A 21,667-nucleotide genomic window follows, 5' to 3' on the forward strand; every position below is an offset into this window, starting at 1 on the left:
GAAATTCCATTTCGGAACCATGGGAATTCTGCTATGATGCCGTAAATTCATCCCTTTCTTCACGGTGGCCCCATGGACATTCTTAATAACTCAAAACCTCTTAAAGCTGTTCTCGTGGGTGTGCAACTTCCCCGCGTTTCCGATGAAGAGACCCAAGGCTCTTTGGCAGAGCTTTCGCGCTTGGTGACGACCTTGGGTTACCAAGTTGTGGGACAAACCTCACAAAAACGCAGCTCCACTAAAAGCGCCACGGTCTTAGGCGATGGCAAAATGAAAGAATTAGCTTCTTGGACCGGCGGAACCGGTGTTGTCGGACCGATGGTGGTGAAAAAGAAACACAAAGCCGCTCTTCGTTTTGAAAAAAATCAAGAGGACGACGACTTTGAAGCCGAAGAGGATTTCGAAGACGTCCCTGAAGAAAGCGAAGACTTATCTCTGGATGCTTCGTCGGAAGTACCTCGTGAAAAAGCCCAAGTCGTGATCTTTGACTGCGACCTTTCCCCATCCCAACTTCGCAATTTGGAAAGTGCTACGGGGGCTCAGGTCTTAGATCGCACGGGTGTGATTATTGAAATTTTCAGTCGCCATGCCCGCACCAAAGCAGCACGCCTGCAGGTGGAAATCGCCCGACTTACTTACGTGGCTCCGCGCTTGCGCGAAACTGCTGGTGGAGAAGATCGTGGTGGTGGTGGTATCGGCGGTAAAGGGGCCGGTGAAACTAGTATCGAGCTTGATCGCCGTAAAATCCGCGATCGCATTAAAGAACTTAAACAAGAGCTTTCAGCGATTTCTCAAGAGCACGTCACACGTCGCTCGCGTCGCAATCAAGAGATCTCTGTGGCTTTAGTGGGCTATACAAATGCGGGTAAATCTTCTTTGATGCGCGCATTGACTGGCAGTGAAGTTTTAGTGGCCGATAAACTTTTTGCGACTTTAGATACGACGGTGCGTGTTTTGTATCCCGAGTCCCGTCCCAAAATTTTGATTTCTGATACGGTTGGGTTTATCAAAAAACTTCCGCATGATCTTGTGGCTTCTTTTAAATCCACACTGGACGAGGCCGCCAATGCGTCATTGCTTTTGTACGTCGTGGATTCTTCAGACCCTACGTTCCGCTCGCAGCTGCAAGTAACAAAATCAGTTTTAGACGAAGTCGGCGCCAGCGACGTTGATAGCATTCTGGTTTTAAATAAAGTAGACCGATTGTCTTCGGAGGAGCGTGAAAAACTGCAGCAAGAATATCCCGAAGCGATATTCTTATCTGCCCACAACAAAGAAGACGTCGCCAATTTACGTCTGCGTTTGATTAAACACTTTGAAACCGCGATGATTGATGAAGAGATTCTTATTCCCTACGACGTGCAAGGCGCTATCGGAGAAATCCGCGCCAAGATGCGTGTGCTTTCAGAAAACTACGACAATCGCGGTTTGACTTTGACCGTGCGGGGACATGTTCAAGACATCGAAAAAATGCGCAAAAAATTTGGTATCTAACGAAAGGTTTCACCATGAAAGACATCATTGAACTTTCTGTCAGCATCAAAGCTCCCGCTGCCTGGATTTGGAAGGCGTTGACGGATTCCACCGAACTTGAAAACTGGTGGAGTGATGACGTGGTCTTGCAAGCCAAAGTCGGTGGCGCCTTTAAAGAACCTTGGGAAAATGACGAAGGCGAAAAACAGTTGGCTTCAGGCAAAGTCACGGCGGTTAAAAATGAAAAGCTGATCAGCTTCACTTGGAAAGAAAGAAACTGGCCGAAGAACGCCAACACCCAATGTTCGTTTATTATTGAAGACAAAGGATCCGTGCGCACTCTGACGGTGAAACACGAAGGCTGGGACACTCTTCCAGAAGCTTTAAGATCTTCGACGATGAAAGATTTTAAAGTGGGATGGAACTACCACCTCAAAGAGTTGAAATCCTATTTAGATGACTAGGCGGAAGAGGCTCGGCCCCTCTTCCCGATATTGAACAGAAAAATCCCTTCTTGATCTTTAAGCACTAAGTTTTCGACTTTGAGTTTTCCTTTTTGATGGCGATCCATTTCTTCTGCCACATACCGGCGATGACAATCCGATGCATCACTTTCATAACAAAGAAGGGTCAGACCCTTTTTTTTGCCAAGCTTTAAAAGCTCCAATATTTCTTCTTGCTGCTTCGGCAACACCTTTTTAACGTAATCACGAAACATCTTTTCTCGCGTGATCAAGTGAGTCTTGGCCTGCTTACGCCAAAGCGTTGGCACACCGAGCCCCGGCATGTGGGTGTAGGCGATCTCTTTTTTCGCCAGCTCTTCTGCTAATTTCTTTTTGGAAAAGCCGCGCTTACGACTTAAAGGATTTTTTCGGATGTCGACAACGTGTGTGACTCCTTTTTCCTTCAATCCTTCTGTAAACTCATCGATATCGCAGCCTTCATATCCGACGGTGAAGATTTTCATGTCCCTGATTATAAGGCGGCGATGAAAAAAGAGCGATATGTTAAAGTGCGGCTTGCAAACTGAACCAGAAAGTTCTTGCCTGACCTGGATATAAATACAAGTGTCCGTACTGTTCAGGTGATTCCTTCCAGTAACGTGTATCAAGCACGTTATCGACAGAAACACGCCATTGAGTTTTCACGCCGCCCCAAGCCCCAGCGTAAGAAGCCCCTACATCCCAGCGAGTCCATGCTGGCAGCGTCACTGCATTGTCAGCTGTCACCGCGCGCGCACCTTCCTGCACAAGACGCGTGCTAAGTGTCAGGCCTTTGACGTCAGAGATTAAGTACGAGGCTTGCGCCCGTAAAGTATGACTAGGAACATTGATCGGATTTTTGTCGTTAAGGCTGCTTGCGACTGTCGCATCTTTGCGACGGGCTTTAAGAGCCATAGCACTTCCTTCAAAATGCCATCTTGAAAAACGGTATTCACCACCGAACTCCACTCCTTGATGTTCTGCGGTTCCGTCCACTTGATACAAAGGTTTTTGATCTAAAATCAAGGGACGATCAATGTGAAAGGCCGTAATAAACCAAGTGTTTTCTTCAGTACCGCGAAGTCCGACTTCGTACTGATGACTGATCACATCTGGAACATATTCACCGGCGTGTGTGTAATCGACTTTATTCGGAGTCACGAAAGACTCAACACCTTGAGCGACGCTGGCATAGGTTAAGAACTTTTCAAAATCATACGAAAGCGCAAACCACGGCAAAGTAAAGGCTTGATCGTGAGAAACCGCACGACTGCCATCCGTGCGAATGCTTTCGCGCTTCATCATGCTGTGACGCAATCCCAGCCATAGGTTCCAGCTTTGATATTTAAGATTATCAAAAACAAAAACATCGGTCGTTGTTGAATCACGGTTCGTACCTTCATCTGTTAAGGCCGGATTTTCTGGAAGCTGAGCTGTCCCTGCGACGTTCCCAACACCCACATAGTTGTAAGCTTGCTTTTGCACGCGGGTTTGTTGCTGGGCGGTCATGACGCCCACACTGAGTTTGTGAGTGAGCACGGCCGTTTTCAAAACACCATCGAAGGACACTTTGCCAGAATAAGTCGCACGTTTTTCATCGTCGCTGCGAAAGTCGTAAAGATCGTAAGTTCCATCAGAACAATAGCGATCGTAATTATTTTCCGCAGAACATCCGTACGGATAAGCCAATCGATCATCCGTGGTGAGATTTTGGAATCCGGCAACGACTTGAAGATTCCAAGACGAACTTAAATTGTGTTTTAAACCAGCACTTCCCGTCACCCCTTCAAAAACAACGGGCTGAGTCCAAGCTTGGTTGTTCAAATTCAGTCGCGGATTGACCGGGTCTGGAAGTTTATTTCCTAAAAGACTGAATCCCGCCTGACTGGGTTGAGAGCGGCGAGACCACTCTAGCTCTGTCTGTAAAAGAGTCGCCGAAGACCTATTCCAATCACCAGCAAAAGAAACCAAAGAGCGACTGCCCTCCGCATTTTTTAATTCCGGAGCGAGATTTTCTTGAGCCAAGTTCAAGCGATAACCAAATTCGGGAGCAGACTCGACCCTGCCACCCACATCCGCCGCCGTTAAAAAACTTCCCTGTTCGCCGACTTGCATCTTCACTTCACGCAGATCTTTGATCGTAGGTCTTTTCACCTTGTAGTTTACAACACCACCGGGGCTTGACACTCCCACCTGGGCGCCGCTCAAGCCTTTTAAGACATCGATTTGTTCTTTATTATCCAAAGCGATAAAAGTCTCGGCATTGATGGGTAAATTTTCACGTAAATAACTGGTGCAATTATCTAAAGTAAATCCGCGAACGGAAAGAGCATCCCAGTATCCCGCGGCATTGTAAGAATCAGACGCCGAAGCGTCTAAAATGGTGATGTCTGAAAGTTTTTGAATATTGTTTTCTTCTAATTTCTTAGACGAAAGAATACGCAACGACGCTGGAAGCTCTTTGACGGAAACATCAAAGAAGCCACTGACTTCCGTATCCGTGTCTTGACTGTCTGAAATCGTGACGGAAGAAAGTGCAGACTCTTGGACTGTGGTCGTCGTTACTTCGTCGGCAAATGAGTTTGTGGAAAAATGGAGCGTCAGAAAACTGGCGAATGCCAGCATAGATATCTTATTCATAACCTTCCCTGCGCGAGTATTATCTCTATCAGGTTCAAAGGGTCATTCTCAGCCAGCAACCCCCATGGTCACTAGCACCCCTAGTTGCCTGGCAACTTCGCGCAGAACGGGTTCTTTAGTCAAATAAAAAATATCCCTACTTCAAACCTAGAAGAATATCGAAGTCTTCTTTGCTTAAAGCGCCAGATCCCGGGCCCAATTCTCCGGCAGTTTCCGCCGCAGAGAACAAAGACTGGAACTTTTTGTCTTTGCGCCCTTTTAGAAGTTCGATTTTTTCTTCTAAAGATTCATGCATGATGTAACGGAAAACTTGCACCGCTTTACTTTGCCCCAAACGATGAGCTCGGTCGGTCGCTTGGTTTTCAACGGAAGGATTCCACCAAGGCTCTAAGTGAAAGACGTAGCTGGCTTTAGTTAAGTTCAAGCCGACGCCACCGGTTTTTAGAGTCATAACCAGAACGGCTCCACCTTTTGTGGCATTGAAGTCCGCTAAAATCTTTTGTCTCTGCTTCGTTGGTACGCCCCCGTGCAAGGCAAAGACCGGGATGTTGGATTTCTTAAGTAACTCCACCGTGTGTTCCAAAGTTTGAATAAACTGTGTGAACACCAAAGCACTTTCGCCGGACTCGACAACTTCTTGCAAAGAGTCTTGAAGAGCTTCTAGTTTCGGTGGCACACGGTCGTATCGCACATTCGGAAGAGCGGCTGGGTCCGAGCAGGCCTGTCTTAGGCGCAAAAGTGCCGTTAACATTTGCAGTTGCACGCTGGCTTCAGCTTGCGTCAACAAGCTTTCTTGAACTCGCTGATTGTAGGACAAAGCAATATCGCGATAAATTTCGCGCTGTCTGTCTTCAAAGGCGATACTGACCTTCGTTTCTTGTTTTTCTGGAAGCTGATCTAAAATCTCTTTTTTTGTACGACGCAGAAGCAAAGGCTTCATTTTTAATTTCAGATCTTCGATTTCTTCGCGAGTCACCATTTCCGTATTTACGAATTGGCGACGGAAGTCCTCAAGTCGTCCCAAGCTTCCCGGAACTAGTAAATCAACCAAAGAATAGAACTCGCCATAGTGGTTTTCCATCGGCGTTCCCGTCAGGCAGATTTTAAATCGCGCATTCAGCGCACGGGCCGAGCTGGTTCGCTTCGTCGTGATATTTTTTAGGTTTTGCGCTTCATCGAAAATCAAAACTTTCCATTGATACTGACTAAGGAAGTCTTCGTTTTCCATTAAGAGGCCATAGGTCGTGATAACGACGACGTCTTCTTTCAGCTCTAGTTTTTTACCGATGTTGTTTCGATCTTTCGACGTGAAGACGCGGAAAGGCAACTCCGGCGCGAACTTTTCGACTTCACTTTGCCAGTTAAAGATCAATGAAGAAGGCACCACGATTAAAACCTGTCCTAAGTCTTCCTTCGTTCGCAAATCCTCAAGGAAAGTTAGAGTCTGCAGTGTTTTCCCAAGACCCATATCATCCGCCAACAAAGCTCCTAAACGCAGACGGTAAAGATCCTGCAGCCATTGCACACCTTTTAACTGATAAGGTTTTAAGTGGGCTTTGATAGTTTTTGGAATGTGAATCTCTCGGTTCTCTAACCCCAGGCTGTCATAGAACTGACAGAGCTTTTTCCATTCTTCATCACCACGGATGCCGACACCGGAAGCGCGCAAAGCCAAAAGCTCTAAAACCTGATGTCTAGGCAATTGATAAACCTTGTCACCAATGCTCTTTTTCGCAGAGTCTTTTTTCCCTTTTTGCAACTTCAACCAGAAATTTTCAAGGCGACGTAGCGACGGCATTTGCTTGCGTGGCACCAGGAACAATTTCCCTTGATACTCAATCACGCCACCGCTACCAAAGTTGCGCATATTCATCGGATCGATCTCTTCACCGCGCAAGAAGAACTTGGGATTCAGTTCAAACCAATTGATATCGCGCTTTTCATCATCCGACTGAAGAATAAAGTCGACTTTGAATTCATCTTCCTGCAACTCTTGTAAAGGCTGTCCGTTGAAGTAAATTTGAAATCCAAAAGGAATCAGGGCTTGGAATGTCTCTAATGTTTCATGAAGATGGGATACATCTTTTTTGGCGGAAGGCAGATGAAATGTACCCTTCGCTAAATAGGGATCCGCGTCCGGGTCGCCACTCCAGATTTTTGAAAGCAAAGAGGTCCGAGATTTCTTAAACGCTTCACCATTCGTGGATATCGCCCACTCTTTCAACATCTCATAGATCAGGCGGAACTCGCGTTCGACTAATCCTTCCAGCGTCACTTCTCCTTGATCTGAATAAAAAGATTCTGAGGAGTTTAAAACTTCAAATGTCTTGCGAACAAAGTCTTCAAAATTTGTTAAGACACTTTTTGAACACAGTTCTTCAAGCGTCATATCGCGAGCCAGAATAAGGCCAGAACCGCTCACTAACAATGCTTGAACTTTTTCATGTAAAGACGTGAAAAGCTCTTCTTTAGCGACTTTTCTTCCATCTGATAAAATACCACCGTCGAAATGATGGTTTAAAACTTCAAACACGAGATACTGGATAATTCCCAAGTGCCGCAAAAGCTTTAAGTCCCAATCGCGCTTCAGACGACTGCGCGTGGCCACATCTTTGGCATCGGCGTTTAGTAAAAACGCCAAACCTTCCGACATCGCCTGAAGGTACAAGGTTGTTCGTGGCGTAAAACCTTTGCGAGACAGATCTTTCTGACCCTTGATACGCGCCTTGTGCTCGATATAGAACTCGCCCTTGTCATTCAATTGCAGAGCGATAAGACCTTGCCCCGGCGACAGTGTCACAGAAGTGCCCGTCACCTTCGCCGGAATTTGCCGAGAACGCAGATATTTTAAAACTGACTTTGCTTCAAGTTCGCCAATCACGGAAACAATCGGCATCTCACCGGGATGATGCACCCATGTGACATTCTCTTGAGAAACGCTGTAAAGAACTTCTTCGAGTTGATTCCATTCTCTGAGCCACGGATGCACCATCAGAGTGCCGCTTTCAGGATCCAAAGCCACCGTTTCAAAAAACTGAAAGTTCTTCTTAGTCGCGCTGATAAGCTTAAAGTCACATTCTAAATAATCACGTTCGACAAACTCGCAACGCCAATCTAGCTCTGTACTAGGATCAAATTCGATGTCTTTAATCTGCAAAGCCCGCATATTGGTGCTCTTTGTCTGCAAATAAAGGTCTATCTTTTTTTGGCGCAGTTGCGTAGCCACGGTGCTGAGAAGTTGTTGCACAACCTCTTCAAGCTCTCGCAGATTTTGACTGACGAAAAGATGCTCTTTCTGCTGGGTCAAAGGCCATTGATTGAAAACAGAGGTTTGCGAGGCCTTTTGTGGAAGAAGATGGCGCGGCACCACGCGATGCAAAGGATGGCGCAAAATATCTTTGGCACTCACCTGCATCCCGTTACTGAAGTTATAACGAATCATCCCGGCCAAGCGATTTTGTTCATTCACTTCGTTCAAATAAAAATCGGAATAAGCTGTTAGTTTTTTTCTGAAAACCTCGGGCATATTCCAAAGCAAGGGCGATAAAAGTTCTTTTTCTTTCGAGATGTCTTGTAAGCGGTACTTGCTAAAGTCTTTATCTAAAAAAGAATTCAGCGGAGAACCCTTTAACAAAGGATGATCTTCCAGCACCAGGCTTAATGAATCCAGCTGACAGTCTTTAGGAATCGCGTTGCGCGCTTCCCCTGTCTTACCCTGACTTAGAAAAAGAGGCGATTTAAGATCTTGCGCTAACTTCAGCAGAACAGGATTTTCTTCTTTGCTTTCATCCAAAGTCAAAGCCTGCCACAAGGTCACGTAAGCCGCCCATTTGTGCGCGCAGTTTTCATGTTTAGGAAAATGTTTTGCGCAAAACTCGCAGGAAAAATTCAAACCGCCCTGATAGTTCACTTCTTCAATGCGAACTTTAACACCCTTGTTTAACTGCGCATCGTGAAAGAACAAAAGAAGTTGCAAAGCTTCTTCGTCTTTCGAAAGCAATTCATAACCTTCAAGACCTTTTTCTTCCAAAAGTCCTAAGCCATCGACATAAGCCTCGCGCTCGCTGAAAGGCACACGCTCTCCAGAATCACGAAGTTGAGAAATTTGCAGTAATGTCAGAGGCGTTAAAAACACTGAGAATTCCTTTTTTAAACCCGAGCAAAGGGCATCAAATAGAATGGCAAACTTTTATTAAAAAGTCATCATAGAATCCTAGATAAAGGGCTTTGTGGCCGTGATCTCCGACAGAAAAGGAGCGTTCTTAGGATCATCTCCTCTGAAATCCTCTATAATGAAGTTGGAAACAAGGAGGCATCTATGAACACACTGCTTCGCGGTCTTTGGGCTGGAGTTATGGCAACAAGTTCGATGACGATTTCTCTTTTCCAGGCATTTAAAAGTCTGCCCTTTCTACAAAAAGCACCTCTTCCTCCCGCTCTCCTCAGCAAAGAAATTGGCGAGAAGACAGGCCTTGCAAAAAATCTGACGTCGCAGCAGCAACAGATGTTCACGATGGTGTCCCATTTCGGGTATGGCGCCGCAGCCGGTGCGGTTTATGCGATCCTTGCCTCGAAAGTTCCGGGCAATCCTGTCGTCAAAGGAAGTCTCTTTGGTATGGGGGTTTGGCTTGCTAGTTATTATGGTCTTATTCCCAGCATGGGGCTTTCAACTTCAGCACCCAATATGACTAAGAAAAGAAATTTTATGATGTTTGCTTCCCACATTGTTTGGGGCATCAGTCTGGGTTACGCCGAACAAGAACTGCGTCGCCGAGGATCGAAAATGCTAGATGGAAGAAGAAATCCAGTGCTCGCGAAATAGGAGGTTTCCATGGTTGACAGAGATCGCACACCCATCCCCGAATTCACCCAAGTGTCCCGTGGTGAACCTTCGGAAAATACACGCGATGAAAACGAGATTTTGCATGATCAGGATCTGACCAATAAAAGCAATCTTCGCCCTGACGATGAAAACTTGGGAGCTAAGACACGCTCCTATGAGTCCTTAGAAGATGAGCCCGGAGATTTCATGCGTGGCGAGGTCGACGTAAAAGAACAAATGGATCGTGCGGCTGATGCCCTGGATGCGTCTTTGCACGGTTATCAAAATCAAGGTGCAGAGGACAGTCCACAAACCGAACTCGGAGCCTCTTTTAAATACACACCAGGAGGCATTGAAGAAGTGGCAGCAAAAACAGACGAGTATCTAGCGACCCATCAAAAACCTCGCAAAAAGGATCGCGACCTAAGCCAATAACGCTATTTTTTTGTGTGTGCAGAAACAAGCGGTTCACTTGAATGATTTTAGGTGTCGTCAGAAAGTGAGATAATAATAAAAAAAGGAGGCCGTATGGCTGAAATGAATAAACCAGGCTCTAAACGAGATTCTTTCGCTGATAAAGTAGGTGAAAGCCTTGAAAAAGCAGGACGTAAAATTTCTGATATGGGTGCTCCGAAGGTGGGTCAAAAAATCCACGATGCCGGAGATAAAATGGAAAAAACGCATCAGAACCCACAGCATCCTGGCAAAGTTTAATTCAATAGATAGGGGAGTCGTTCTATAGGGGGATGGCTTCCCTATTTTTTTGGAGGTCACTTATGCAAACGCATTTTACGATCAGCTCGCCGGTTTTTGAAAACAATGGCGAGATTCCTAAACAGTACACTTGCGAAGGCGACGATATGTCTCCGCCCTTAGAGTGGTATGGCGCACCTCAAGGAACTAAAAGTTATGCGATCATTGTTGATGATCCTGATGCTCCAGATCCATCGGCTCCGAAAAGAACTTGGGTGCACTGGGTGGTTTATAATATTCCCGCAGAGATTCATGCCCTGCCTGAAAACTTTCACGATTTTCCAGAGGAAACTCAAGAGGTGGAAAATGACTGGAAAGCTTCGGGTTACCGTGGCCCCTGCCCTCCTATTGGAAAGCACCACTATCATCATAAAATTTATGCTCTGAACACATTTCTGCCTCAAAACGGCATCTTAACCAAAGAGGATTTGTTGAAGGCCATGAAGGGTCACATCCTGGGCGAGGCCGATCTTGTCGGCACTTACGAAATGAGACACTAAAATGGCGACTTCACTCCGTCCCACTCTAGTAGTCAGCACCTGTGATGCCGAGGACTTGTCCATCTGGGATCGGCAGGAAACTTGTGAGCAACACGAACGCTTCCGACATGTTTTGCGAAAAGCGGGAGCGCGTGTCTTAGAAGTGCCGCTGGTACCTGATGACCTCGATTCGGTTTTTGTGAAAGACAGCGCCTTGCTTGTCGATAACGGCCAAGAGCGTTTGGCCTTTATGGCCCATCCCCGGCATCACGCACGAAGGGATGAACAGTATCATCGCGGCCATGGCCTGAGCGATCTTGGCTTTCGCATCGTTGGCGAGGCGGCACATTATTTTGAAGGTGGTGACCTGACGCTTCTGCCTGCGAAAAACAAGGCCTTAGTGGGTTACGGACAAAGAACTGACTATGAAGCCTTAGCAGAAGTGGAAGATTTTTTAGGAATCGAAGCAGTGCCCTTAGAGCTGACTCATAAAAGTTTCTTTCACCTGGATTTGGCCTGTGCCGTTTTAAGCGATGGCACCGCCTTTGCCTGCCAGGACGCTTTTTCCGAGGAGTCTTGGCGGAGACTGACGAACTTATCAGACTTAAAACGGCTGATCCCCGTTTCTAAAAATGCTGCGTATAATTTCGGCTTAAACATGGTCGAAGTCGGCGACACCATAGTGCTGGGCGATGATGTCAAAGAAGTCATCGATCAATTGGAAATGATGGGGAAAAACGTGATTGTGACTCCGTTAGACTGCTTTCATAAATCCAGCGGAAGTGCCGCATGCCTTTCGGCTCGCGTTCATCATATGCCCGAGATTTAAAATTCCTTTTCGCATTTAAACCTGATATGTTCGCGAGCAATGAATCCGTTTAAAATTCTTTTTCAAGATAAACACTTTTTTGCTATCGATAAGCCGGCGGGATATTTCGTGCATCCTCCGGAACTATCGCCTTATCCCGTGCCTCGCGAAAAAATCTGTCTTTATCATTTAAGAAAGCATTTTAATCAGGATGTTTTTCCTGTTCATCGTTTAGACGCTCCAACCAGTGGCGTGCTGCTTTTTGCAATGAGCCGAGATTCCGCACGAGAGCTGAACCGTCTTTTTGCCGATCGCAAAATGCACAAAACTTATCAGGCCGTGGTGCGTGGAATTGTTGAAGAAGAAGGACGTATTGACCTCCCTCTGGAAATCGATGAAGGGCGAGTCCTTGCCGAATCGACCACACTGTATAAACGACTTAGCACCATCGAACTTCCCTTCCCTGTCGGTAAGAAATATCCGACTGCGCGCTATTCATGGGTGGAAGTCAATCCGGTGACAGGACGCTGGCACCAAATCCGTCGGCACTTTGACAGAATCGCTCACCCTTTGCTGGGCGATATTGAGCATGGAGATTCCCATCACAATCGGTTCTTTCGCGATCACTTGGAAATTCGTGGTCTGTGTTTGAAAGCCACTTCCATTCGGATGCAGAATCCCTGGAGCCAAGAAGAAATTACGATTCGTACCGAGCCCTGTGAGAAATGGGACAAAATCGAAAAACTGTTCTCACAACAGAGCTAGATCTTTTTTGCCATTTGCCAACATGACGAGAACCTAACTTCATTTTTGAATCAAGACTTGCTGAACTTGTCTGATCAAAAAAAGGGATTGGTTCATGAAAATCGAAAGACGAAATTTTATCAAGCTAGGCCTTCTTCAAGCGGCCGCTCTAGGACTTACACGTAAAGCCAACGCTTATCAAATTCCAAAAATTCTGCGCCGTTCGGGACCTTCGATTCTGCAAGGCGCGACGGATGACACTAAAACACAGTTTTCGATTGTTCATAACAACACCGAAATTCTAGATATATACGCGGTCGACTCTGCCGGTCGCCGTCGCATTCCTGACTTCACTCGAACAGTGGCTTTCCGCGATCACGGGAAAAAGATCACGAAAGTTTATTTTTCATTCTTGGATGTGAACGAGACTTATGAACTTCACTTAGTAAACGCGATAACTCGCGAGCTTCTAGATCAAAGAGAATTTCAAACTTTGGATTTAAGCAAGCCCGATTTGAACTTTGCCTTGTGCTCATGCATGAACGACCGTGAGCACGCGCCCGAAATTTGGCAGAACATGGTGCAAAAGAAGCCGGATATTTTGCTATTTATCGGGGACTCCGTCTATGCCGACAGTGATTCGCCGCTAACAGGGGCAGATCCCTCACATCTTTGGAACCGCTTCTGTGAAGCACGCACCACTTTAGAAATTTACTACAGTCATCGTCTCATCCCCATCTTCGCCACTTGGGATGATCATGATTTTGGACTAAACGACACCAACGGTGTGGATTTTAAATTTGTCAAAGAGTCGCAAGAAAATTTCCTGAACTTCTTTGCGCAAGACACCAGCCACTGCCACATCCTTGAAAAAGGTCCCGGCGTAGCCAGTGCTTTGAAGTTCTCCAATCAAACAATTCTGCTCTTAGATGATCGCAGCTTCCGACAACGTCGCGGCAGTAAAGATCGTTATGCTCATTGGGGAAAAGAACAGGAAAACTGGATTTTACAAAAGATCCGCGAAAATCCAGGTCCCACTTGGCTTATGAACGGAAGCCAGTTCTTCCCGAATGTGCCTTGGAAAGAATCTGTCTCGGGAGACCATCCTGAAAACTTCCTGGCCTTCTTACAAGAGCTAAAGCAGATTCCACGTAAGGTGCTATTTGCTTCCGGCGACGTCCACTATAGCGAAATTTCAAAGATTGAAAAAGAGGCGTTGGGCTACGAAACTTACGAGCTCACTTCAAGCTCTATCCACAGCCGAAATATTCCAGGGTCTCCAGACATCATCCCGAACAATCGACGTATTGCCGGCAATGGCCAACGAAACTACCTGATGGTGAAGGCCGCGGCGATCAACGGAGGTTGCTCTTTGGATGTCGCAAGTTATGGCGTTGCCGGTGACGCCCGCTTTCAAATGAGTTTACAGGTGTAAGGGCCTTCCCATAGCCCTTATCGTCTAGAAGTTCGACAAAATACGGAAACGCACTTTTCAAATTGGATCGTGTTAATATTTGTTTATGATCAAAGAACTTTGGAGTTCGTTTCCACGTTTGCTTGAACAAAGAATCAATGCCCTGCTAGATGAAGCTGAGCCGAACGCGATGAAGGCCTTTCAGCTTTACAAAACTTGCCAACGAGAAAATCTATGGACGGACACTTTTGAAAAGTTCTCGAAACAGCTGGAAAGCTTTTTCTCAATACCCAAAAATGAAAGAAAAAAAAGTTCTTTAGATGCTCTGCTAGAGCGTCCTGCGGATGTGTTAGTATGGGAAGATTTCCATTTGAATTTCCGCACAGGCCTTGTCGATAGCCGAGCCGTTTCCAACATCGTCAGTTGGGCCCATCACCTCATGCGCGTCAGTTTAAAAAGTAATAGCAGCGTCATTTCAGAGGACGTTTTACAACGCACCATGAATTACATCACAAACCCGCCACTTTATGAAAAAGCAAAGGACATCACCTTTGAAGACTTTTGTGCGGCTTGGAAAAAGGTCGTCTTTCAGCTTTTTGGAAAAAAGCATGATGATGATCTCAATCACATCCTTAAAGAGCTTCACTGGTTAAATACCCAGCTGAAATACGTTGAAGAAAACAAAGAACCTGGCGGTCGATTTCATCCGACAATATACCTAACCCAAACGGAAATAGACTGGGTGACTGAGGTGCACAAAAGTGTGGTGGCGAACACTCCTCTGCCCAAATTTCCTCTGTCTCGCGGCCCACAGAAGCAACGACTCGCAGATCTTGAACGAGCCATTCAGCTTTATCGAATCGTGCAAACGACGAAACTTCCTGAACTGCTAGAGCACCGAGAGAATATTCGCGTGACGATATTAGATCGTTGTACGGGTCTTCTTCGCGAATGCGCTCGCTAAAACTCTAGGCCATATACTAAATACTATTTCTTGGAATGGACGTTGCAGCCCCTATTTTCAATCTTACTTAAGATTCATAAAAGGGGGTACCATGTTAGCAATGGACTATCGCGGGCCGTATCGAGTCCGTGTTGAGGAAAAGCCAGATCCTGTGATTGAACATCCCAACGATGCCATCGTCAAGGTCACCCGCTCGTGCATTTGCGGTTCGGACCTGCACCTCTATCACGGGCTGGTGCCTGACACGCGTGTGGGGTCGACGTTTGGTCACGAGTTCACAGGAATAGTTGTGGAGGTCGGGCCCTCGGTGCAGAATCTTAAAGTGGGTGACCACGTTTTGGTGCCTTTTAATATCTTTTGCGGATCCTGTTTTTTCTGCAAACGAGAACTCTACAGCAACTGCCATAACACCAATCCCGAAGCCACAGCCGTCGGTGGCATCTTTGGTTATTCACATACTACAGGTGGCTATGATGGCGGCCAGGCCGAGTATGTTCGCGTGCCCATGGCGGATGTGGGACCTACAAAAATTCCTTCGGACTTAGACTTAGATGATGCTGTCCTTCTGACTGATGCCTATCCTACAGGTTATCAAGCGGCAGAGATGGGAGAAATCAAAGAGGGCGACACCGTCGTCATTTTTGGCGCAGGTCCTGTCGGAATATTCGCGGCTAAGTCGGCTTGGATTCTTGGTGCAGGTCGAGTCATCGTGGTTGACAATGTCGAGTATCGATTGGAATTCGTAAAGAACTTTGCACATTGTGAAGTGGTTAACTTTCGAGAAGTAGATGACATGGCTATCCACATAAAAAAAATGACGGATTGGCTGGGAGCAGACGTCTGTATTGATGCCGTCGGTTGCGAGGCCTCGGGTAACGCCACCCAAAGCATCACCGGTCGAGCCACCATGCTGCAAGGTGGTTCCGCAACTGTTCTGCATTGGTGTATCAACTCTGTCAGAAAAGGAGGCGTGGTTTCCATCGTCGGAGTTTACGGTCCAACGTTCAATGCGATTCCTATTGGCAACGCTGTAAACAAGGGCCTGACTTTAAGAATGAATCAAGCCAGCGTAAAAAGACATTTGCCTCGACTGATCGAACACATTCAAGAAGGCCGTATCGAACCTAAGAAGGTGATCACACATAAAGTTCCCTTAGAAGAGGTTGCCGATGCTTACCATATTTTTTCAAGCAAATTAGACAACTGCATTAAAACCGTGTTGGTACCTCCAGGCGCACCTCACTGAAAAAGGAGTATTCTATGGAGACACAAAAAGATTTTCGGAGCATTCAAGGCTGGGGCGCTGATTTAGATCATAAAAACCGCCCCGCTTATCCCAAAGAGCGTCTTCCCGCCCGAGATATCGGCGTGCATTGGTTAAGTCCGGACTATCAAGACAGAAAAATCGAGATTTTAAAATCCAATGAGCGACCCGAGATGACGCCGGTGTTTGGAACCACCGTTCCGCCTTCGGGTTTCAGCGGTGTTCTTCGTCGTTGGGCTTTTAAGTTTAGCGAAAATGACGTGCGACACTGGCTCATACTTATAACGGCCGATCGCATCAACATGATCGAAGGACTTTTTGATGATTTGTTACGAGGGAAAATTCCAAACGTCTTTAAAGAGATGGGCGGGAAAGCAGAATTCAAATACAACAAAAAAGGCTTTATTAAAAAAGCAGCCTTTACGGCAGTGGTTCTAGGTGGCGTGAGTTACCTACTCTTAAGAAAAAGAAATCGTTAATAAAAAAGCGCCTTGATTGAGGCGCTTTTTTATTTTGTTGTTAGAATCACCTCAATCAAACCGGGAAATCTTTTTTCTAGTTCGTCGAGACGTAAAGACACCAGCTTCTTCGTGCCGTCTTGACGACTGCGGGTGACACCCGCCTCACGCAAAATCTGCATATGATGAGAGAACGTCGCTTTTGTCACTGAATAATCAAAAGAACCGCAAGCAATTTCGCCCGCAGGGTCCTTAAGAAGCTGCTTCACAACGGAAAGACGCACAGGATCCCCCAGTGCTTTCAGCACTTGTTCCAAACTAATATCTTTGAGCTTCGGATGATCGATAGTTTCCATTGTTAGATAAATATCTAACATTCTTCTTGCGCGGACGCAAGAACAGGTTTATTTATTGTTCGATAGGTATCTAACAAACGAAGGTTCTCATGTCTTCCTCTACTCAGCCCTCCTCTCATTCGCTTTCTAAGTCTCTTGTATTGCTTTTAGGTCTGGCGGTCGGCGTTGTCGCTGCCAATCTCTATTATGCGCAGCCCCTTGTAGGCCTTATCAGCAAAGCGCTGAATCTGGATCCCTCTATGGCTGGCCTGGTCGTTACGCTCACTCAAGTGGGTTACGGGTTTGGTGTCCTGATGATTGTTCCTTTAGCGGATATCGTGGAAAATCGGAAACTCATCCTGACAATGATCCTACTTACTATTATCAGCTTGTTGGGATTGGCCTTCGCGACAAGCCTAGTTCCTTACTTCCTTGCCGCTTTGGCAACGGGACTGGGAGCTTCAACAGTGCAAGTGATTGTTCCTTACGCCGCACACTTAGCGCCAGAAGCGACTCGAGGTCGTGTCGTCGGAAGTTTGATGAGTGGCTTGATGATCGGTATTATGCTTTCCCGTCCTATCTCTAGCCTTCTGACGGATTTATTTTCTTGGCATGCGGTTTTTTATTTTTCAGCCGCTCTTATGTTATTGTTGGCGCTCGCTCTTTATAAACTTCTTCCCGAAAGACAACCGACCAATACCGGCATTCGCTATTCCAAATTGATGGCCTCGATGGGAAGTCTTTTTGCACAAACACCGGTCCTAAGAAGACGCGCGATCTATCAGGCATTTATGTTTGGAGCATTTTCTTTATTCTGGACAACAACACCTTTATTGCTTGTTGAGGAGTTTCATCTTTCGCAAACAGCGATCGCTCTTTTTGCATTGGCTGGCGTTGCCGGTGCGGTTTCGGCGCCTCTTGCTGGACGTATGGCTGATAAAGGATTCAGTCGACAAGCCACGACCGTCGCTATGATTTCAGCTTCCGCTTCATTTTTAATTACGCATATCTTTGCGCCAGGCTCTGGATGGGCTTTAGCTGTCCTTGTTTTTGCCGCGATTCTTCTTGATGCCGGCATCACTGCCAACTTGGTGTTGGGGCAACGTGCGATCTTTTCTCTCTCCGCAGAGCTTCGAGGCCGTCTTAACGGACTTTATGTAGCAACCATTTTCGTGGGTGGTGCTGTCGGAAGTTACGTTGGCGCGTGGGCCTATGCGCATGGGGGATGGATGCTCACTTCGTGGGTGGGTTTCTTATTTCCGCTGCTCGCATTTATTTATTTCGGAACAGAGTGGTTGACGGGATTTCAAAAGGTCTCGCAATAACTCTGTCTTCTGTCTAGGTCCGGGCAAATATAATCTTTACCATAGCCGTCCTGTGTTATCCTCGAGAGGATTTTTAATCACTCGTCGCAAGACCTGGAGGCTATTAAAAGATGAAATTCAATGCCCTTCGTTATTTGATCTTGCCGTGGTTTGCACTTTTCTGTTCCATTATCGCGGCCTTGGTTTTAGATGGTACTGTCATTCACTTTCTTCCTTTCGTTTATGAATATTACTTAGCACTTATCGGTGCTGGTGCCCTGATCTGTCTTTATTTTAATTTCCGCACGCTGACTAAAGCAGGGATTTGGATTGCACATTCTTTACCGACGCACCTAAGAACAAATCCGTGGTGGTGGTTTGCTCGCGCCGCGGTCGCCATCGCCTTTGCTTACATTATTTATGGTATGGGAAAAGCGGATTGGGCCCCCGTGGTTTGGCAGGCGGCGGTGATCCCCGTTGTTTCCATGATCTGTCTATTCTTTGCGATTCGCAGCTTGATGGGCCCTGTCCTTGTCTGGTGCTCGCGTGTTGCTTTTAGCCGCATCTCTGCTTTTATCTTAAGCTGGCCGATCTTTCTTTTAGTCCCGATTGTTGCTTTGTTTTTAGGAAGAACAATTTCGACGGCGTATCGTGAAAGCCGCCCAGACTTTGCCTTTTCTCAACGAGCCGAGACGCGTTCCGATGAAACAGAACAAGCTAGCACCGAAGAAAACGCTGAAACTCCTGTCGTCCAAGCGGTTTCGGCCGTAGCTGTAGAACTAAAACATGCCGCTGAGTCCGGAGAATCCTGCAACGATAAAAATAAACTCGTGCAAAGAACTTTGACTCCGCAGGGTGAAGCTGACTCTGTGTATTGGGCTATTAAAGCTGTTGCCTGTACGGAGATGAAGTCTGTCGTCGGACTGCCAAAACTTGCAGACATTATGTTGAAGCATCCAAATTCTGTCGTACGAGCCGCAGCCATCAGTCAAATGATGAAGTTTGGTGCCGCGAATGTAAAACAAATCGGTTATCTGTTAGTAAAACGCATCACCGACAAAGAACCTCTTCCGGTTATTGAGGCGTCTTCATTAGTGATGCTAAAACTGGGAGAAGAAGAACGCGCGTGGGTGAGCAAAAGACTGACAAATCTTTTGGACACTCCGAAAACCAGTGCCTTGGCCTCTAAGATCTTGGTGTCCGAATTAAAAAAGGAAGACGTCGTTAATAACTTCGTCGCTACGAACTTGTCGGAAGAAAGTTCTGAAAAAAATCTGGCGATCAGCATGGTGTGCTCTTTGCCAGAAAAAGCCCGTCACTTCAACGAAGAACAAATCAACGTCATTGTTGCTTCTATTAAAACTGGCGATGCCGAAGATCCTGCTGTGAAAGCTCTGGAGTGCTTGGGTCCTGTGGGCCTCACCGCTTTACAAAAAGAAATCTTTACGCCACAAAAAACGGACAAGTCCCTAGCCGCGCGCGCTTTTGCCGAGGTGGAGTGGAAAGACAGTAAAAGCGTTTTAGAGACCGCAAGCTCCTGTGTGCACGACAAAGAAAATGGTGTTCGTGAATGGTGCAGTCAAGCCCTGGGACAATCTGGAGCTCCGGCCATTCCTAACATTCTTAAACTTCTAAAATCGGACGACGAAAATCTCAAAGCGGTCGCCACACGGGCTTTAAGTTTTGTCGACGACCCTGCCGCTAAAGATAAATTGATGGAAGAGCGTTCCAAAAATTCAGGTTGGATGGCCAACAAGAAAAACCTGGAATGGGCTCGTGCCATTGATCATGCTCTGGTCAATATGGAAGTATCTCAACACTAGACCTTACGCCTTCGGGAAGCTCCTCCTATCTTTGTTTTTGGAGGAGGAGCTTTATGAAAGCCCTAAAATTCCCGATCGCCTGCATTCTTCTTTTTTCGACACCTTCGACATTTGCAGAAAAAAAAGTAAATCTTCGTGGCGTCTATGACGTCAAAATCTATCAAGGCCCTGATCGACTTTATGAAGATCATGATCAGCACGTCGGCACAGATCCTGGCCAGCCTGCACCGCCTGATAAGAACTTTCCTGGCGATAAAGGCTTGTGTACCGCTCCACGTGTGGCGAGTGACTGTTGTAATTATAAAATCCTCGATACAGTCGCTAACAAAGAAGTCACTTACAAAGGACCTAAATCGGTTTTTTCAAACGAAACGACCGCGCGAAATTGGGCGGCGAAACTTCATCCTCAACTGCCCTTCTTTCTTCCGTTTGACGGCACCGAAGTCTCTTTGATTCAAGGTTGGTACTACGATAATGGCGAAGCCCATTCCGGAGTTGATTCATGGCGAGACTCCGTTCAAGAAGGCACAGACGTTGCCTTTGATGTCGTCGCGGTAGCTCCGGGGCGAGTCGTGACGAAAATTTGGGACAATTGGTTTGGCAATGTCGTGGTGATCGAACACGTCGCAAAAGACGGCTCGAAGTATCGCAGCTTATACATGCATCTGCGCAACGGCTACACTCATGATATAAATGCGGCAAGCGCGATTATTTCTTTAGATCCGAATGCCACAGACAGCTTCGCGAAGTACAGTCGTTACACTCGAACGCACACAAGCAATTTGTATTGGGGTGAAGAGTCTCACGCCATTGCCGTGAATGTCGGCGACTGGGTCAGCACTGGACAGTATATTGGAAAGTCCGGCAATACAGGCGCCGGTGGCGTCGGGACGGGACTCAATGATGATGGCACACCGATGGATACAGTTCGTGCGAACAATCACTTGCATTTTATGTTGGCAGTGCCCAATCCTAAGAATGCCACCGAATGGGTTTTCCTAGATCCATTTGCCGTTTACGCTCAGATGAATACGGGCTGTTATGCTCCACTGAAAACAATTAACTTTCCGCGCTTCTTTGCTCCCTACTTTCCTGACTTTCACAACGTCAGCTGGAGTCTCGTTGATTTTTACAAAGGCTACTACACGAATATGGGATTGGGTTTACAAAGCCTGAGCGTTTACACCTCAGGTGGGTCCGTTAAAGCGGCGGGAACTTTTGACGACAAAGTGGGCTTTCCTTGGGCCGCCGAAGGCTGGTTGAGTGCCAACGAATTTAATAAAGCGGTTCACGCCTATGATCTTAAAGGACTTTTACCACGGGAATTGCAAGTGCAAGTGCACAATGGTCAACCGCGCTTTACTGCCTTGTGGAAAAAGAATTCAGGCCTTCCTTACTACGTGTTTACAAATATGAACGACGCGGACTTTCAAACGAAGTACAACTATCTGGTCATTAATCAGGGCTTCCGCGTGGAAGATTACGTATCTTATCCCGTCGGAGGCACACGCCGTCATGCCGCCGTTTTTGTGCAAGACGGATTGGAATTTCAAATTTGGTATGGATTAGATCATCAACAATATCTTACGAAATCCAGCGAACTTCTTTTACAAGGCTGGAAGAGCACGTCGTTAACAGCGGCCACGTTCTCTAAAGGAGATCGCTTCGGAGGTGTGTGGATGAAAATGCCAGGTGATTGGGTCACTGTGATGGATATGACGAGTGATGTCTATCAAAGCAAGTACAATGAGATGAGTAATCAAGGATATCGTCTCTGGAAAGTGCAGGCCTATGGAGCGGGAGGAAAGTTCGGAGCGATTTGGACAAAATAAACACCGCACGCGTTCCAAGGGATTTCGCCAGAAATTTTAAAATTACAGAGTCTTAAGAAGACTCTGTCCCAC

19 protein-coding genes and 1 riboswitch are annotated in these 21,667 nt (G+C 46.5%); of the genes, 15 read left to right on the forward strand and 4 right to left on the reverse strand.

Annotated elements, in window-relative coordinates; genetic code table 11:
• Positions 1-72 precede the first annotated feature (72 nt).
• Positions 73-1,494, forward strand: a complete 1,422-nt coding sequence (gene hflX, locus AZI85_RS04235; RefSeq protein WP_063242913.1) for a GTPase HflX — start codon at positions 73-75, stop codon at positions 1,492-1,494.
• A gap of 14 nt (positions 1,495-1,508) precedes the next feature.
• Positions 1,509-1,937 carry an SRPBCC family protein gene (locus AZI85_RS04240; protein ID WP_063242914.1) on the forward strand — a complete coding sequence of 143 codons (429 nt, stop codon included), beginning with the start codon at positions 1,509-1,511 and terminating at the stop codon, positions 1,935-1,937.
• Here AZI85_RS04240 and AZI85_RS04245 read toward each other — a convergent pair.
• From AZI85_RS04245 to AZI85_RS04255, 3 genes are all read right to left on the reverse strand, one after another.
• Positions 1,934-2,440, reverse strand: coding sequence for a DUF488 domain-containing protein (locus tag AZI85_RS04245; protein WP_063242915.1), 507 nt, complete (start codon positions 2,438-2,440; stop codon positions 1,934-1,936). The genes AZI85_RS04240 and AZI85_RS04245 overlap by 4 nt on opposite strands.
• 40 nt (positions 2,441-2,480) lie before the next feature.
• On the reverse strand, positions 2,481-4,595 hold the full coding sequence (locus AZI85_RS04250) for a TonB-dependent siderophore receptor (protein ID WP_063242916.1): 2,115 nt from the start codon (positions 4,593-4,595) through the stop codon (positions 2,481-2,483).
• Positions 4,583-4,687, reverse strand: a riboswitch (TPP riboswitch). (Overlaps the previous gene by 13 nt.)
• A 44-nt stretch (positions 4,688-4,731) precedes the next feature.
• Positions 4,732-8,730: a DEAD/DEAH box helicase gene (locus AZI85_RS04255; protein ID WP_063242917.1), complete on the reverse strand. Its 3,999-nt coding sequence runs from the start codon at positions 8,728-8,730 to the stop codon at positions 4,732-4,734.
• A 183-nt stretch (positions 8,731-8,913) separates the two neighbouring features.
• Here AZI85_RS04255 and AZI85_RS04260 point away from each other — a divergent pair, with 183 nt between their 5' ends.
• From AZI85_RS04260 to AZI85_RS04305, 10 genes are all read left to right on the forward strand, one after another.
• Positions 8,914-9,417: a DUF6789 family protein gene (locus AZI85_RS04260; protein WP_063242918.1), complete on the forward strand. Its 504-nt coding sequence runs from the start codon at positions 8,914-8,916 to the stop codon at positions 9,415-9,417.
• 9 nt (positions 9,418-9,426) lie between these two features.
• Positions 9,427-9,852, forward strand: a complete 426-nt coding sequence (locus AZI85_RS04265; protein ID WP_063242919.1) for a hypothetical protein — start codon at positions 9,427-9,429, stop codon at positions 9,850-9,852.
• Between the two features lie 93 nt (positions 9,853-9,945).
• Entirely contained in the window at positions 9,946-10,131 is a 186-nt protein-coding gene (locus AZI85_RS04270; RefSeq protein WP_063209372.1) for a hypothetical protein, read from the forward strand.
• A gap of 62 nt (positions 10,132-10,193) precedes the next feature.
• Positions 10,194-10,670 carry a YbhB/YbcL family Raf kinase inhibitor-like protein gene (locus AZI85_RS04275; protein ID WP_063242920.1) on the forward strand — a complete coding sequence of 159 codons (477 nt, stop codon included), beginning with the start codon at positions 10,194-10,196 and terminating at the stop codon, positions 10,668-10,670.
• Between the two features lies 1 nt (position 10,671).
• The gene (locus AZI85_RS04280) at positions 10,672-11,478 is read left to right on the forward strand and encodes a dimethylarginine dimethylaminohydrolase family protein (protein WP_063242921.1); all 807 of its coding nucleotides are present in this window, start codon (positions 10,672-10,674) and stop codon (positions 11,476-11,478) included.
• A 39-nt stretch (positions 11,479-11,517) separates the two neighbouring features.
• Entirely contained in the window at positions 11,518-12,222 is a 705-nt protein-coding gene (locus AZI85_RS04285) for a pseudouridine synthase (protein WP_063242922.1), read from the forward strand.
• Between the two features lie 94 nt (positions 12,223-12,316).
• The gene (locus AZI85_RS04290) at positions 12,317-13,636 is read left to right on the forward strand and encodes a hypothetical protein (RefSeq protein WP_063242923.1); all 1,320 of its coding nucleotides are present in this window, start codon (positions 12,317-12,319) and stop codon (positions 13,634-13,636) included.
• An 85-nt stretch (positions 13,637-13,721) separates the two neighbouring features.
• A complete protein-coding gene (locus AZI85_RS04295) occupies positions 13,722-14,579 on the forward strand; it encodes a hypothetical protein (protein WP_063242924.1) in 858 nt (285 codons plus the stop codon).
• A 91-nt stretch (positions 14,580-14,670) separates the two neighbouring features.
• On the forward strand, positions 14,671-15,825 hold the full coding sequence (locus AZI85_RS04300) for a zinc-dependent alcohol dehydrogenase (RefSeq protein WP_063242925.1): 1,155 nt from the start codon (positions 14,671-14,673) through the stop codon (positions 15,823-15,825).
• 14 nt (positions 15,826-15,839) lie between these two features.
• Positions 15,840-16,322, forward strand: a complete 483-nt coding sequence (locus AZI85_RS04305; RefSeq protein ID WP_063242926.1) for a hypothetical protein — start codon at positions 15,840-15,842, stop codon at positions 16,320-16,322.
• Positions 16,323-16,351: 29 nt separating this feature from the next.
• On the opposite strand, the gene AZI85_RS04310 is transcribed toward AZI85_RS04305, so the two are convergent.
• Positions 16,352-16,678, reverse strand: a complete 327-nt coding sequence (locus AZI85_RS04310; protein WP_216635846.1) for an ArsR/SmtB family transcription factor — start codon at positions 16,676-16,678, stop codon at positions 16,352-16,354.
• A gap of 68 nt (positions 16,679-16,746) precedes the next feature.
• On the opposite strand from AZI85_RS04310, the gene AZI85_RS04315 reads away from it, so the two are divergent.
• From AZI85_RS04315 to AZI85_RS04325, 3 genes are all read left to right on the forward strand, one after another.
• A complete protein-coding gene (locus AZI85_RS04315; protein ID WP_063242927.1) occupies positions 16,747-17,961 on the forward strand; it encodes an MFS transporter in 1,215 nt (404 codons plus the stop codon).
• A gap of 110 nt (positions 17,962-18,071) precedes the next feature.
• Positions 18,072-19,763 (forward strand): HEAT repeat domain-containing protein, encoded by a 1,692-nt coding sequence (locus AZI85_RS04320; protein WP_063242928.1) that lies wholly within the window; start codon positions 18,072-18,074, stop codon positions 19,761-19,763.
• Between the two features lie 53 nt (positions 19,764-19,816).
• Positions 19,817-21,595, forward strand: coding sequence for a M23 family metallopeptidase (locus tag AZI85_RS04325; protein WP_063242929.1), 1,779 nt, complete (start codon positions 19,817-19,819; stop codon positions 21,593-21,595).
• Positions 21,596-21,667 lie beyond the last annotated feature (72 nt).

The organism is Bdellovibrio bacteriovorus (genome assembly GCF_001592755.1).
Lineage (GTDB): Bacteria > Bdellovibrionota > Bdellovibrionia > Bdellovibrionales > Bdellovibrionaceae > Bdellovibrio > Bdellovibrio bacteriovorus_E.